The following is a 15,407-nucleotide window of genomic DNA, read 5'->3' as shown; positions in this document are numbered from 1 at the left end:
CGGGAGATTTTTCATGCATAACCAGGCTCCGATTCAACGTAGAAAATCGAAACGGATTTACGTTGGTAATGTGCCAATCGGCGATGGGGCTCCTATCGCCGTCCAGTCGATGACCAACACGCGTACCACAGACGTGGAAGCGACGGTCAATCAGATCAAAGCGTTAGAACGTGTAGGCGCGGACATTGTTCGCGTCTCCGTGCCGACAATGGATGCCGCTGAGGCGTTCAAACTGATCAAACAGCAGGTCAGCGTTCCGCTGGTTGCTGATATCCACTTCGATTACCGCATTGCGCTGAAAGTTGCTGAATATGGCGTCGACTGCCTGCGTATTAACCCGGGCAACATCGGTAACGAAGAGCGTATCCGCATGGTGGTGGATTGCGCCCGCGATAAAAATATTCCTATCCGTATCGGCGTCAACGCCGGTTCCCTGGAAAAAGATCTGCAGGAAAAATACGGTGAGCCAACGCCGCAGGCGCTGCTTGAATCCGCGATGCGTCACGTCGATCATCTTGATCGTCTGAACTTCGATCAGTTCAAAGTCAGCGTAAAAGCCTCAGATGTGTTCCTGGCAGTAGAGTCTTATCGCCTGCTGGCAAAACAGATCGATCAGCCTTTGCACCTCGGGATTACGGAAGCCGGTGGCCTTCGTAGTGGTTCCGTTAAATCGGCGATCGGTCTGGGGCTACTGCTCTCGGAAGGGATCGGTGACACCCTGCGCGTTTCGCTGGCGGCCGATCCGGTAGAAGAGATCAAAGTCGGTTTCGATATCCTCAAATCACTGCGTATCCGCGCACGTGGGATCAACTTCATTGCCTGCCCAACCTGTTCACGTCAGGAATTTGACGTGATTGGCACGGTGAATGCGCTTGAGCAACGTCTGGAAGATATCATCACCCCGATGGACGTCTCCATCATCGGGTGCGTGGTGAACGGTCCGGGTGAAGCCCTGGTGTCAACGCTCGGCGTCACCGGCGGTAACAAGAAAAGTGGTCTCTATGAAGATGGCGTGCGTAAAGATCGTCTGGATAATAGTGATATGATCGACCAGCTTGAAGCCCGCATCCGTGCCAAAGCAACAATGATGGATGAAGCGCAGCGCATCAGCATTCAGCAGGTTGAAAAATAACGTGATGGGAAGCGTGGCGCTTCCCATGTATGATTGAACCCATTCTTTGGGTTCTTTTTTGTATATAGAAAGAGAATAAACGTGGCAAAAAACATTCAAGCCATCCGCGGCATGAACGATTATCTGCCTGGCGAAACCGCCATCTGGCAGCGCATTGAAGGCATACTCAAACAGGTGCTCGGCAGCTACGGTTACAGCGAAATCCGTTTGCCGATTGTAGAGCAGACCCCGTTATTCAAACGCGCGATCGGCGAAGTGACCGACGTGGTTGAAAAAGAGATGTACACCTTTGAGGACCGCAACGGCGACAGCCTGACACTGCGTCCGGAAGGTACGGCGGGCTGCGTACGCGCCGGCATCGAACATGGTCTCCTGTACAATCAGGAGCAGCGCCTGTGGTATATCGGCCCGATGTTCCGCCACGAACGTCCACAGAAAGGTCGTTATCGCCAGTTCAACCAGCTGGGTGTGGAAGTCTTTGGCCTGCAGGGCCCGGACATTGACGCCGAACTGATTATGTTGACTGCCCGCTGGTGGCGTGCGCTCGGCATTGCTGAGCATGTCTCACTGGAACTGAACTCCATCGGTTCTCTGGAAGCACGCGCGAACTACCGTGACGCACTGGTTGCGTTCCTGGAGCAGCACAAAGAGAAGCTGGACGAAGACTGCAAACGTCGTATGTACAGCAACCCACTGCGTGTGCTGGATTCCAAAAACCCTGACGTACAGGCGCTGTTGAACGATGCACCTGCATTGGGCGACTACCTGGACGAAGCGTCACGTGAGCACTTTGCGGGTCTGTGCAAACTGCTGGAAGCCGCGGGCATTGCTTATACCGTGAACCAGCGTCTGGTGCGCGGTCTGGACTACTACAACCGCACCGTGTTCGAGTGGGTGACATCCAGCCTCGGTTCCCAGGGCACCGTGTGTGCCGGCGGTCGTTATGACGGTCTGGTTGAGCAGCTTGGTGGTCGTCCAGCCCCTGGCGTTGGCTTCGCCATGGGTCTTGAGCGACTTGTTTTGCTGGTTCAGGCAGTTAATCCGGAATTTAAAGCAGATTCCGTTGTCGATATATACCTGGTAGCCTCAGGCGCGGAAACGCAGCCTGCGGCAATGCAGCTTGCGGAACGTGTGCGTGATGCACTGCCGGACGTGAAGCTGATGACCAACCATGGCGGCGGCAACTTCAAAAAACAGTTTGCTCGAGCCGATAAATGGGGCGCAAGTATTGCACTGGTGCTGGGCGAGTCCGAAGTGGCTAACGGCGAAGTGGTTGTGAAAGACCTGCGCTCTGGTGAGCAGACAACGGTAACGCAGGACGGCGTTGCGGCGCACTTGCGCACTCTATTGGGCTAAGGAGAAGGACTGCGTGGAAATTTACGAGAACGAACACGATCAGGTCGACGCGATTAAACGCTTCTTTGTCGAAAACGGCAAGGCGCTGGTTGTTGGGGTTATTTTAGGTGTCGGTGCGCTGGTAGGCTGGCGTTACTGGAACAGTCATCAGGCGGACTCCGCGCGTGACGCGTCGCTGTCATATGAAAATACCGTTAGCGCAATCCGTGCCGATCAGCCGCAAACGCTGACGGCGGCAGAGAAATTTGCCGCTGACAACAAAAACACCTACGGTGCGCTGGCCGCACTGGAAGTGGCGCAGCAGTACGTTGATAAGAACGAACTGGATAAAGCCGCTAGCCTGCTGTCACAAGGGCTAACCGCCGCCAGTGATGAAAATCTGAAAGCGGTAATCAATCTGCGCCTGGCTCGTATTCAGGTTCAGCAGAAAAAAGCTGACGATGCGCTGAAAACGCTCGATACCATCAAAGGCGAAGGTTTTGCTGCCATTGTTGCCGATCTGCGCGGTGAAGCACTGCTGAGTAAAGGTGACAAAGCGGGCGCGCGTAAAGCGTGGCAAGCTGGCGTAGAGAGCAAAGCTTCACCTGCGCTGAGCGAAATGATGCAGATGAAAATAAATAATTTGTCCGTCTGAGAGGGACCCGATGCAATTGCGTAAATTACTTCTGCCAGGACTGCTTTCTGTTACGTTATTGAGTGGCTGTTCACTGTTCAGTGGCGAAGAAGACGTTGTGAAAATGTCCCCACTGCCGACTGTTGAAAACCAGTTTACCCCGTCCACCGCGTGGAGCACCTCCGTGGGCGATGGTATTGGTGATTTTTATTCCAACCTGCACCCGGCTTTTGCCGACAGCGTTATCTATGCGGCTGACCGCAAAGGTACCGTGAAGGCGGTTAATGCCGATGACGGGAAAGAAGTGTGGTCGGTTAACCTGGCGGAAAAAGACGGCTGGTTCTCTCGTAAACCGGCACTGCTTTCTGGCGGTCTGACCGTTGCCGGTGGGCATGTGTACGTGGGTAGCGAAAAAGCCCAGGTCTATGCTCTCAGCACCAGCGATGGTTCTGTTGCATGGCAAACCTCCGTGGCCGGTGAGTCTCTATCTCGTCCGGTCGTGAGCGACGGCATGGTACTGATCCACACCAGCAACGGCCAGCTGCAGGCGCTGAACGAAGCCGATGGTCTGGTGAAATGGACCGTGAACCTGGATATGCCTTCCTTGTCCCTGCGCGGTGAATCTGCGCCGGCTACCGCCTTTGGTGCCGCCATTGTTGGCGGTGACAACGGTCGTGTAAGCGCGGTACTGATGCAGCAAGGCCAGATGATCTGGCAGCAGCGTATTTCTCAGGCGACAGGCTCAACGGAAATCGATCGTCTGAGCGATGTCGACACGACCCCGGTTATCGTTGACGGTGTGGTTTACGCACTGGCCTATAACGGTAACCTGACCGCGCTGGATCTGCGCAGCGGCCAGGTCATGTGGAAACGTGAACTGGGTTCGGTAAATGATTTCGTGGTTGATGGCAACCGTATCTATATGGTCGATCAGAACGACCGTCTGCTGGCGCTCAGCACCGAAGGTGGTGTTACGCTGTGGACGCAAAGCGATCTGCTGCACCGTCTGCTGACCGCACCAGCACTGTATAACGGTAGCCTGGTGGTGGGTGATAGCGAAGGGTATATGCACTGGATTGACCCGGACAACGGTCGTTTTGTTGCTCAGCAAAAAGTCGACAGCTCAGGTTTCCTGACGGAACCGGTCGTGGCTGACGGCAAACTGCTGATTCAGGCAAAAGACGGCACGCTGTACGCGATCACGCGTTAATTACCCAGCGGTTGTAGTATACTAAACGGCTCCTGTTCACTCAGGAGCCGTTTTGACATTTTTAAAAACGCCGCAAATGCGACGTTTATTTGAATTTTATGAGGCTTCAAACATGGTACCTGTGGTCGCGCTTGTCGGGCGCCCTAACGTTGGAAAATCCACTCTTTTTAACCGTTTAACACGCACCCGTGATGCGCTGGTTGCGGATTTCCCGGGGCTGACGCGTGACCGTAAGTACGGTCGTGCAGAAGTAGAAGGACGCGAGTTCATCTGTATTGATACCGGTGGTATTGACGGGACAGAAGATGGTGTTGAAACCCGCATGGCGGAACAGTCGCTGCTGGCGATTGAAGAAGCTGACGTGGTTCTGTTTATGGTGGACGCTCGCGCAGGCCTGATGCCGGCGGACTCCGCTATTGCGAAACATCTGCGCTCGCGTGAAAAACCCACTTTCCTGGTGGCGAACAAAACTGACGGTATTGATGCAGACCAGGCGGTTGCGGATTTCTGGTCCTTAGGTCTGGGCGAAATCTACCCGATTGCGGCATCTCATGGCCGTGGCGTGACCAGCCTGCTGGAAACCGTTCTGCTGCCGTGGGTTGATGAAGTTAACCCGCCGGAAGAGATCGATGAAGACGCCGAATATTGGGCGCAGTTCGAAGACGGCGAAGCGGGCGAGGAAGAGCCTGAAGACGACTTCAACCCGCAGGATCTGCCGATCAAACTGGCTATCGTGGGCCGTCCAAACGTAGGTAAGTCTACACTTACTAACCGTATCCTCGGCGAAGAGCGTGTGGTCGTTTACGACATGCCGGGCACCACCCGCGACAGTATTTATATCCCGATGCAGCGCGATGAGCGTGAGTATGTGCTCATTGATACCGCAGGCGTACGTAAGCGAGGGAAAATCACCGATGTGGTGGAAAAATTCTCCGTTATCAAAACCCTGCAGGCGATTGAAGATGCCAACGTGGTCATGCTGGTCATCGATGCACGCGAAGGTATCTCCGATCAGGACCTTTCTCTGCTCGGCTTCATTCTGAATAGTGGGCGCTCACTCGTTATCGTGGTCAACAAATGGGATGGCCTGAGTAATGAGGTGAGAGAGCAGGTGAAAGAGACGCTCGACTTCCGTCTGGGCTTTATCGACTTTGCTCGCGTGCACTTTATCTCTGCGTTACACGGCAGCGGTGTAGGTAATCTGTTTGAGTCCGTGCGTGAAGCGTACGACAGCTCCACCCGTCGTCAGAGCACCGCCATGCTGACCCGTATCATGAACATGGCAGCAGAAGACCATCAGCCGCCGCTGGTGCGTGGTCGTCGCGTGAAGCTGAAATATGCTCACGCCGGGGGTTATAACCCACCAATCGTGGTGATTCACGGCAACCAGGTTAAAGACCTGCCGGATTCCTACAAGCGCTATCTGATGAACTACTTCCGTAAATCACTGGACGTAATGGGCACGCCAATCCGTATCCAGTTCAAGGAAGGGGAGAACCCGTTCGCCAACAAGCGCAATACCCTGACGCCAAACCAGATGCGTAAGCGTAAGCGTTTAATTAAACACATTAAGAAAAGCAAATAAGCTTTGCCGTTCTTTCTGAAGCCCGCGTTGATCGCGGGCTTTTTTTCGCCCGCTCATACCGCCAGTCCTCTCTGTGTGATGTCAATCACTATTCACTTTTAACCAAGTTTAAATCTAAGAAAGTAGACAATCATCGAATTTTCATCTTAAAGTCCAGGGTCCGGTACTAGACAAAACTAGCGACTGGTTATCAAATGGTTAACTAACTTTTCGCCGCATGTAAAAAATCGGTCAGATACGTAACTGGCCGGCGTACATGCTGGTGTTTACAAGCACGACACATACCTTCCTGGGAGAATTATGCAATCCTCTGTTAATCAAAAAGAAAGCCGAACGTTCTTCGGCCACCCTTATCCGCTCGGTTCGCTGTTCTTTACCGAGATGTGGGAACGTTTCTCGTTTTACGGCATTCGCCCATTACTGATCCTGTTTATGGCCGCCACCGTGTATGACGGCGGGATGGGGCTGGCACGTGAAAACGCGTCGGCAATTGTGGGCATCTTTGCCGGCACCATGTACCTGGCCGCACTGCCGGGTGGCTGGCTGGCGGATAACTGGCTCGGCCAGCAGAAAGCCGTCTGGTACGGATCCATCCTGATTGCGCTCGGCCACCTGTCGATTGCGCTCTCGGCCATCATGGGCGATAACCTGTTCTTTATCGGCCTGATGTTCATCGTGCTCGGTTCTGGTCTGTTTAAGACCTGTATCTCGGTCATGGTGGGGACGCTGTACAAAAAAGGCGATGCGCGTCGTGACGGCGGTTTCTCGCTGTTCTACATGGGCATCAACATGGGCTCGTTTATCGCGCCGCTGATTTCCGGCTGGCTGATTAAATCTCACGGCTGGCACTGGGGCTTCGGCATTGGTGGCATCGGGATGCTGGTTGCCCTGATCATCTTCCGCGTGTTTGCCGTTCCGGCAATGAAACGCTATGACAGCGAAGTGGGGCTGGACTCGACCTGGAACAGCCCGGTGGTGAAAAGAAACGGCGTAGGCGCATGGTTGCTGGCGCTGGCTGTGGGTGTGGCGGTTATCGTTACGCTGATCGCGCAGGGTGTGATTGTGATTAACCCGGTTGCGGTAGCCAGCGTGCTGGTTTACGTGATTGCGGCGTCCGTTGCCCTCTACTTTATCTACCTGTTCCTTTTTGCGGGCCTGAATCGTAAAGAGCGTGCCAGACTTCTGGTCTGTTTTATTCTGCTGGTCTCCGCTGCGTTCTTCTGGTCCGCCTTCGAGCAGAAGCCAACGTCATTCAACCTCTTTGCCAACGACTACACTAACCGCATGATCGGTGGTTTCGAAATCCCGGCGGTATGGTTCCAGTCGATTAACGCCCTGTTCATCATCCTGCTGGCACCGGTATTCAGCTGGGCCTGGCCGAAACTTGCCAGCATGAACATTCGTCCGAGCAGTATCACCAAGTTTGTTATTGGTATTTTGTGTGCCGCCGCAGGCTTTGGTCTGATGATGCTGGCTGCGCAGAACGTACTGAATAACGGTGGCGCGGGCGTGTCGCCATTCTGGCTGGTGGGGAGCATTTTGATGCTGACGCTGGGGGAACTGTGCCTGAGCCCGATTGGTCTGGCGACCATGACGCTGCTGGCACCGGAAAGAATGCGTGGGCAGATGATGGGCCTGTGGTTCTGCGCAAGTGCGCTGGGCAACCTGGCGGCAGGTCTGATTGGCGGTCACGTGAAGGCCGACCAGCTAGATATGCTGCCGGATCTCTTCGCACGTTGCTCCATCGCGCTGCTGATTTGTGCCGCGGTGCTGATCGTCCTCATTGTTCCGGTACGTCGCATGCTGGAAAATGCGCAGACTAAACCGGCCGCTAACGCCTGATAACGCCTCGCTCGTCGATACCGGGGCAGGCGTTTGCCCCGGTAATTTACTCGACGAGGTAGAAGATGCTGTTAGGGTTTGTTGGGCTTGGCGCGGTGGTGGAAACCGCTTATTTACCCGCACTACACAATCTGTATGGCGATTCACTGCACTGCCTGGGTTTTGATGTTCAGCCTGGCAGGCACCCTGAAGGCGTAACGCGCTGCGCCTCTCTCACCGAACTTCTCTCGCATCCTCTTGATACCCTGTTTATTACCACGGTTTCTCTGCAGCATCTTGAGGTGCTGGAGTACGCCCTGGCGTCTCCTGTGGCGCGGATCGTGGTTGAAAAACCCATCGTCGCCACGCTCTCGCAGCTCGAAAAACTGAACAGACTGCTGGCGTTGCCCGGTGCGGCGTCCCGTGTGCTCGCACTTGACCACTGGATGGCGCGCCTCGCAACGGTTCAGCTTGGGCTGATCGGGACTTTTGCTGATATCGCCAGAATTGACGGTTTTTTGCAGGAACCGAGCGGGTTTAACGCAAAAGGAGAACCTGTCGCGCTTAACTTCGCGACGGGTGAAGTGGACACCCGCACGCTTCGCCATCCTGACGGCGTTATCCTGGACATCGGCACGCATGTGCTGGCGATGCTGCGTGAAACGGTGCGTTATCTGGGGGGCGGGGATGATATGACGCTGCAGGTGGTGGCCGCTACTGACCGGCTTGGGCGTGAGATCAAACAGGGCGATCTCACCACGGCAGAGGGCAGCGCTCATCTTCGCGGGCAGCTTAGTGGCATTCCGGTGGAGATTTGGCTCAACAAATATGCGGGACCGTCAGGCGGGCAAAAAGGGTTACGGCTGTATCTGCATGACGGGCGCGTCATAAGCCACGATCGTCACGGAGCAGAAGATGTGCTCGTGCTGACGGACGGCGATCGGGTTCAGCGCTGGCATATTCCAGGCACGATTTATACGCACTGCCTGGCAGAGCGCATTCTGGGGCAGAAAAGTCTGTTCGAATGTGACCCGGAAGAAGTGAGCCGGACGACACGCCGTCGAATGGCGGAAGTAGAACTGCTGCTGACCTTACAGCAACAGCTGCGTGGCCCGCACTGAGTGCTGCGTGTTAATATCAACGTATTACAGAATGCCCAGCAAAGGAGTCATCATGTCGATTACCTGCCCGGATTGCCACGCAGAGCTTGAAGTGCAAAATGGCGTCGCCCACTGTGAGCACTGCGATAAGGATATCGCGCTCGAAGCCCGCTGCCCGGAGTGTCATCAGCCACTCCAGGTCTTAAAAGCCTGCGGTGCGGTGGATTATTTCTGCCAGAACGGCCACGGCCTGATTTCGAAAAAGCGCGTGGAGTTTGTCCCGGCTGAGGCTTAATCACACACGCAGCCTTCGCCTTTCTGCCACAGCTCGACCAGCGACTCAGGGGCTTCCTGCTCAGGCACCAGCACAATCATATCGGTGTACTGGGCCTGATTGTGCTGAGTCCAGATTATCTGGATGCGAAAATAACGCTGATCGCCACTCCCTGGCGAGGTGGGTTCACCCGGCGGCTGGCCGCGTGGAAATGCCTGCTCCAGGATGTTTACCACGCGCTGACGCTGGGCCTCGTTGAGTGACGAAAGCGTAATGGTGCGTTGGCCGCTTAGCTTAGGAATAAAAGCGACGCCGCCTTCCCGGGCCAGCTCAACGACGGCGTCATCTGTGAGTTCCGGAACCTGCATTTACAGCACTCCCACCTGTTCCCAGGCTTGTTTTATCGCAGCCGCCACGTCGCCACCGGACCGTTTCTCGCCGTGGGCAACCGTCAGTTTTGCGAAGGCCTCAAAATCGGCATCTTGCGCCAGGTGACGGTCGCAAACTGTGTCGTACCAGGCATATCCCGCTTTTTCCCAGGCATGACCCCCAATCGCCTTCGCGGCCAGATAAAACGCCCGGTTGGGAATACCTGAATTCAGGTGTACGCCGCCGTTGTCTTCGCGCGTTTTGATAAAGTCTTTCATGTGCCCAGGCTGCGGGTCTTTACCGAGCAGAGGATCGTCATAGGCGGTGCCGGGCGCTGACATGGAGCGCAGCCCTTTGCCGTTAATACCGTCTGCCAGCAGCCCCTCACCAATCAGCCAGTCGGCTTCATCGGCGGTCTGTTTGAGGTGGTACTGTTTGACCAGCGAGCCAAATACATCTGACAATGATTCATTTAGCGCGCCAGACTGCTCAAAATAGATAAGCCCGGCTTCGGTCTCGGTGACACCGTGGCTTAGCTCGTGGGCCACGACGTCAATGGCAATAGTAAAGCGGTTAAATATTTCGCCGTCGCCATCACCAAAGACCATCTGCTGACCATTCCAGAAGGCGTTCTGATATTCCCGGCCATAGTGCACGGTACCGGTCAGGATCAGGCCTTTATTATCAAGCGAATCGCGCTGATACATTTTCCAGAAGAAATCATGGGTGACCCCCAAATAATTGTAGGCTTCATCAACGGCCACATCGCCATTTGACGGCTGGCCCTCATAACGCACCTGGGTACCCGGCAGCTCCTGCGTCTGTCTGGCATCGTAAATATCACGCTCCAGTTGACCGGCTTTATTGACGTGCGGCGCGGCGGGTTTGCCCGGCATATGCGCCATGAGCGTTTGCACATGCGTTAATGTCTGACGGGCGCAGCGCTGCTGCGGCTCAGAGCCACTTTCGATAATGCGACGAAGAATATAGGGGGGAATGACGCTGTGAAGATAAGACATGCTGCTCTCCTTAGTTCGGGCAAGGCCAGATAAAAGGGAATAGCAGCAGTATAGTTTGTAACCGACGAAGAATTATCCGGTTTTTCGCTGGCGCGTTTTTTTCACCGGTTTAATCTCTTTCACTTCGCTCTCCACCCAGCCGTCTGACAGACGGGTGGTGAGAACATCTCCGGCTTTCACCTGCTTCGTTTGCTTCAGCACTTTACCGTCGGTGGCGGTCGTTACGCTATAGCCTCGTGCCAGCGTCGAGAGCGGGCTGACCGCCTCGAGGTGGGTCACGGCGTTGCCAAAGCGTTCACGTGTGGTGCTAAGACGTGCGCGGATAGTGTCTGCCAGTCGATACTCAAGCTGTTGGATACGCGTTTGCGCGCGATAAATCTTTGGCTGTGGGTTCTGCTGGTTCAGGCGCTGAGTAATACGCTGCTGGCGCGAGACCGCGCGCTTGAGCTGAATATCCAGTGCGACGTTCATTCGCTGACGCAGACGCTCCAGCACGGTTTGCTGACGGGCCAGCCGCAATTGCGGGTGCTGCTGTTGCAGGCGATGATGAAGCTGGGTAAACCGGCGCGACCGGTTGGCCAGGAAATAGTCCATCGCCATTTCCAGACGTTGCCGACCATTCTGCAGCTGACGCAGCAGCTCCAGCTGATTGCGGCTCACCACTTCCGCGGCTGCGGAGGGCGTTGGCGCGCGTAAATCCGCCACAAAATCAGCTATCGTCACGTCCGTTTCGTGGCCGACGGCGCTGACGACCGGGATCTGGCTTGCGAAAATGGCCCGTGCCACGCGTTCGTCGTTAAAGCTCCACAGGTCTTCCAGCGAACCGCCGCCACGCCCGACAATCAGCACGTCGCATTCCTGACGTGCGTTTGCAAGTTCAATGGCGCGGACAATCTGACCCGGTGCGTCATCACCCTGAACAGCGGTCGGGTAGATGATAACGGGCAGGGACGGGTCGCGGCGTTTGAGGACATGAAGTATGTCGTGCAGTGCCGCCCCGGTTTTTGACGTAATCACCCCAACGCAGTGGGCAGGTGAAGGGAGCGGTTTTTTGAACTGCTGATCGAACAGACCCTCTTGCGAGAGTTTGTCTTTTAGCTGCTCGTACTTCTGCTGCAACACACCTTCGCCCGCAGGCTGCATACTTTCGACGATGATTTGGTAATCGCCGCGCGGCTCATACAGGGTGATATTGGCACGAACCAGAACCTGCTGACCATGCTGAGGGCGAAACGTCACGCGGCGGTTGCTGTTGCGGAACATTGCACAGCGCACCTGAGCGGTGTCGTCTTTTAACGTGAAGTACCAGTGACCAGATGAAGGCTGCGTGAAGTTAGAGATTTCACCGCTGATCCAGACCTGCCCCATTTCCTGCTCAAGCAGCAAACGAACCGTCTGATTAAGGCGGCTGACAGTAAAAATTGAGGGGGATTGAGTGGATAACATGTGAGCGGGATCAAATTCTAAATCAGCAAGTTATTCAGTCGATAGTAACCTGCTGAGAGGGGAGTGCAAGGTTTTTTTATAAAAAAGTGTGGATGCAATCGGTTACGCTCTGTATAATGCCACGGCAATATTTAACCACCCACCAGGTCAGAGATATTGCCCATGCTACGTATCGCTAAAGAAGCACTGACGTTTGACGACGTCCTCCTCGTTCCCGCTCATTCCACCGTTCTGCCGAATACTGCCGATCTCAGCACGCAGTTGACGAAAACGATTCGCCTGAACATTCCTATGCTCTCTGCGGCAATGGACACCGTGACTGAAGCGCGCCTGGCTATCGCCCTGGCACAGGAAGGTGGCATCGGCTTTATTCATAAAAACATGTCTATCGAGCGTCAGGCTGAAGAAGTTCGCCGCGTGAAGAAACATGAATCCGGCATCGTGTCTGACCCACAGACCGTTCTGCCAACCACCACCCTGCACGAAGTGAAAGCCCTGACCGAACGTAACGGTTTCGCCGGTTACCCGGTTGTCACCGAAGATAACGAACTGGTGGGCATCATCACCGGCCGTGACGTGCGTTTCGTGACTGACCTGAACCAGCCTGTCAGCGTATACATGACCCCGAAAGAGCGTCTGGTAACCGTCCGTGAAGGCGAAACCCGTGACGTCGTGCTGGCTAAAATGCACGAGAAGCGCGTTGAGAAAGCACTGGTTGTGGACGCGAACTTCCACCTGCTGGGCATGATCACCGTTAAAGATTTCCAGAAAGCAGAACGTAAGCCTAACGCCTGTAAAGACGAGCATGGCCGTCTGCGCGTAGGTGCTGCCGTTGGTGCAGGTGCAGGTAACGAAGAGCGTGTTGACGCGCTGGTGGCTGCGGGCGTTGACGTACTGCTGATTGACTCCTCTCACGGCCACTCCGAAGGCGTTCTGCAACGTATTCGTGAAACCCGTGCGAAATACCCAGACCTGCAGATCATCGGCGGTAACGTTGCAACGGGCGCAGGCGCTCGCGCACTGGCTGAAGCAGGCTGCAGCGCGGTGAAAGTCGGTATCGGTCCTGGCTCTATTTGTACCACCCGTATCGTGACTGGCGTAGGCGTTCCGCAGATCACCGCGGTATCCGACGCGGTTGAAGCGCTGGAAGGTACCGGTATTCCGGTTATCGCTGACGGCGGTATCCGCTTCTCTGGCGACATCGCGAAAGCGATCGCTGCAGGTGCTGCAGCCGTCATGGTTGGCTCCATGCTGGCCGGTACTGAAGAATCCCCGGGCGAAATCGAACTCTACCAGGGCCGTTCTTACAAATCATACCGTGGTATGGGCTCCCTGGGCGCGATGTCCAAAGGCTCTTCCGACCGTTACTTCCAGAGCGATAACGCCGCTGACAAACTGGTGCCGGAAGGTATCGAAGGCCGCGTTGCCTATAAAGGCCGCCTGAAAGAGATCATTCACCAGCAGATGGGCGGCCTGCGCTCCTGTATGGGTCTGACCGGCTGTGGTACCATCGACCTGCTGCGTACTAAAGCGGAATTCGTACGCATCAGCGGTGCGGGTATCCAGGAGAGCCACGTTCACGACGTGACGATCACCAAAGAGTCCCCGAACTACCGTCTGGGCTCCTGATAAATTTCCGTGCCCGGCTCATGCCGGGCGCTCTGTATTTGTTTCACTTGCCTCGGAATTAGCGTCAATGACGGAAAACATTCATAAACATCGCATTCTCATCCTGGACTTTGGTTCTCAGTACACTCAACTGGTGGCGCGTCGCGTACGTGAACTGGGCGTTTACTGTGAACTGTGGGCATGGGATGTCACGGAAGCACAGATTCGCGAATTCAATCCAAGCGGCATCATCCTGTCCGGCGGCCCGGAAAGCACCACCGAAGAGAACAGCCCACGCGCACCGCAGTACGTGTTTGAAGCGGGCGTGCCGGTATTCGGCGTTTGCTACGGTATGCAGACCATGGCCATGCAGCTGGGCGGCCACGTAGAAGGGTCTAACGAGCGTGAGTTTGGCTACGCGCAGGTTGAAGTCGTCACCGACAGCGCGCTGGTTCGCGGTATCGAAGACTCCCTGACCGCAGACGGCAAACCGCTGCTGGACGTGTGGATGAGCCACGGCGACAAAGTTACCGCCATCCCGTCTGACTTTGTGACCGTTGCCAGCACCGATAACTGCCCGTTTGCGATTATGGCGAACGAAGAAAAACGCTTCTACGGTGTGCAGTTCCACCCGGAAGTGACCCACACCCGTCAGGGTATGCGCATGCTGGAACGCTTCGTGCGTGATATCTGCCAGTGTGAAGCACTGTGGACGCCAGCAAAAATCATCGACGACGCCGTTGAGCGTATCCGCCAGCAGGTTGGCAATGACAAAGTGATCCTTGGCCTGTCCGGCGGTGTTGACTCCTCTGTCACCGCGATGCTGCTGCACCGCGCAATCGGCAAAAACCTGACCTGTGTATTCGTGGACAACGGTCTGCTGCGTCTGAACGAAGCGCAGCAGGTTATGGATATGTTCGGCGACCACTTCGGTCTGAACATCATTCACGTGGAAGGCGAGAAGCGCTTCCTCGACGCGCTGGCCGGCGAGAACGATCCGGAAGCGAAACGTAAAATCATCGGTCGCGTCTTCGTTGAAGTGTTCGATGAAGAAGCGCTGAAGCTGGAAGACGTTAAATGGCTGGCGCAGGGCACCATCTACCCTGACGTGATTGAATCTGCGGCTTCCGCAACCGGTAAAGCACACGTTATCAAATCTCACCACAACGTGGGCGGCCTGCCGAAAGAGATGAAGATGGGCCTGGTTGAACCGCTGCGTGAGCTGTTCAAAGATGAAGTACGTAAGATCGGCCTGGAACTGGGTCTGCCATACGACATGCTCTACCGTCACCCGTTCCCGGGTCCAGGTCTGGGCGTGCGTGTGCTGGGCGAAGTGAAGAAAGAGTACTGCGACCTGCTGCGTCGTGCGGACGCTATCTTCATTGAAGAGCTGCACAAAGCTGACCTGTACAATAAAGTGAGCCAGGCGTTCACCGTGTTCCTGCCGGTGCGCTCTGTCGGCGTGATGGGCGATGGCCGTAAGTACGACTGGGTTGTTTCCCTGCGTGCGGTAGAAACCATCGACTTCATGACCGCGCACTGGGCGCACCTGCCGTACGACTTCCTGGGCCGCGTCTCTAACCGCATTATCAACGAAGTGAACGGTATCTCCCGTGTGGTGTATGACATCAGCGGTAAGCCACCGGCTACGATTGAGTGGGAATGATTTCACGTCTGGCAACAGCCTGCACGTAAAAGCAGTAAACTACCTCTAAGCCCGCGTAACTGCGGGCTTTTTTGTTTTTGTGTCTGGCACTTTCTGGCAGCTGTTAGCAACGGGAAGCACGGTTTTTTCAATGGAATTTTTGATGGTACTCTCTGGTTTCGAATTCAGGTTTGAAAAAGTACCATGTGATAAATTTCGGTTGAGTTAT

The 15,407-nt window shown here is 55.3% G+C and carries 13 protein-coding genes; 10 read left to right on the top strand and 3 right to left on the bottom strand.

What is annotated here, in order from left to right; genetic code table 11:
• Window positions 1-13: 13 nt before the first annotated feature.
• From ispG to BH714_RS12845, 8 genes are all read left to right on the top strand, one after another.
• Window positions 14-1,132 carry a flavodoxin-dependent (E)-4-hydroxy-3-methylbut-2-enyl-diphosphate synthase gene (ispG, locus tag BH714_RS12880; RefSeq protein ID WP_014171166.1) on the top strand — a complete coding sequence of 373 codons (1,119 nt, stop codon included), beginning with the start codon at window positions 14-16 and terminating at the stop codon, window positions 1,130-1,132.
• Window positions 1,133-1,213: 81 nt separating this feature from the next.
• Window positions 1,214-2,488 carry a histidine--tRNA ligase gene (gene hisS / locus BH714_RS12875; RefSeq protein WP_040018148.1) on the top strand — a complete coding sequence of 425 codons (1,275 nt, stop codon included), beginning with the start codon at window positions 1,214-1,216 and terminating at the stop codon, window positions 2,486-2,488.
• 13 nt (window positions 2,489-2,501) lie between these two features.
• Window positions 2,502-3,122: a YfgM family protein gene (locus tag BH714_RS12870; protein ID WP_020883032.1), complete on the top strand. Its 621-nt coding sequence runs from the start codon at window positions 2,502-2,504 to the stop codon at window positions 3,120-3,122.
• 10 nt (window positions 3,123-3,132) lie between these two features.
• Window positions 3,133-4,311 (top strand): outer membrane protein assembly factor BamB, encoded by a 1,179-nt coding sequence (gene bamB / locus BH714_RS12865; protein WP_040018147.1) that lies wholly within the window; start codon window positions 3,133-3,135, stop codon window positions 4,309-4,311.
• 112 nt (window positions 4,312-4,423) lie between these two features.
• Complete coding sequence (gene der, locus BH714_RS12860) at window positions 4,424-5,896, top strand: ribosome biogenesis GTPase Der (RefSeq protein ID WP_020883033.1); 1,473 nt, start codon at window positions 4,424-4,426, stop codon at window positions 5,894-5,896.
• Window positions 5,897-6,196: 300 nt separating this feature from the next.
• Complete coding sequence (locus BH714_RS12855; protein ID WP_040018146.1) at window positions 6,197-7,738, top strand: peptide MFS transporter; 1,542 nt, start codon at window positions 6,197-6,199, stop codon at window positions 7,736-7,738.
• A 65-nt stretch (window positions 7,739-7,803) separates the two neighbouring features.
• A complete protein-coding gene (locus tag BH714_RS12850; RefSeq protein ID WP_040018145.1) occupies window positions 7,804-8,838 on the top strand; it encodes a Gfo/Idh/MocA family oxidoreductase in 1,035 nt (344 codons plus the stop codon).
• A 52-nt stretch (window positions 8,839-8,890) separates the two neighbouring features.
• Window positions 8,891-9,112: a zinc ribbon domain-containing protein gene (locus BH714_RS12845; protein ID WP_025203470.1), complete on the top strand. Its 222-nt coding sequence runs from the start codon at window positions 8,891-8,893 to the stop codon at window positions 9,110-9,112.
• On the opposite strand, the gene BH714_RS12840 is transcribed toward BH714_RS12845, so the two are convergent.
• The 3 genes from BH714_RS12840 to xseA form a co-directional block, all read right to left on the bottom strand.
• Complete coding sequence (locus tag BH714_RS12840; RefSeq protein ID WP_032678683.1) at window positions 9,109-9,459, bottom strand: protealysin inhibitor emfourin; 351 nt, start codon at window positions 9,457-9,459, stop codon at window positions 9,109-9,111. The two genes, BH714_RS12845 and BH714_RS12840, sit on opposite strands and share 4 nt — an antisense overlap.
• A complete protein-coding gene (locus BH714_RS12835) occupies window positions 9,460-10,479 on the bottom strand; it encodes a M4 family metallopeptidase (protein WP_014171157.1) in 1,020 nt (339 codons plus the stop codon). It lies immediately after the preceding gene.
• A 72-nt stretch (window positions 10,480-10,551) separates the two neighbouring features.
• Window positions 10,552-11,925, bottom strand: a complete 1,374-nt coding sequence (gene xseA / locus BH714_RS12830; protein ID WP_040018144.1) for an exodeoxyribonuclease VII large subunit — start codon at window positions 11,923-11,925, stop codon at window positions 10,552-10,554.
• Window positions 11,926-12,087: 162 nt separating this feature from the next.
• Here xseA and guaB point away from each other — a divergent pair, with 162 nt between their 5' ends.
• Complete coding sequence (guaB, locus tag BH714_RS12825) at window positions 12,088-13,554, top strand: IMP dehydrogenase (protein ID WP_020883040.1); 1,467 nt, start codon at window positions 12,088-12,090, stop codon at window positions 13,552-13,554.
• A gap of 67 nt (window positions 13,555-13,621) precedes the next feature.
• Window positions 13,622-15,199, top strand: a complete 1,578-nt coding sequence (gene guaA, locus BH714_RS12820; RefSeq protein WP_014171154.1) for a glutamine-hydrolyzing GMP synthase — start codon at window positions 13,622-13,624, stop codon at window positions 15,197-15,199.
• The last annotated feature ends 208 nt before the right edge of the window (window positions 15,200-15,407 follow it).

The organism is Enterobacter ludwigii (assembly GCF_001750725.1).
Lineage (GTDB): Bacteria > Pseudomonadota > Gammaproteobacteria > Enterobacterales > Enterobacteriaceae > Enterobacter > Enterobacter ludwigii.
The sequence above is the reverse complement of the archived record's forward strand: the minus strand, read 5'-3'. Positions and strand labels throughout refer to the sequence as shown.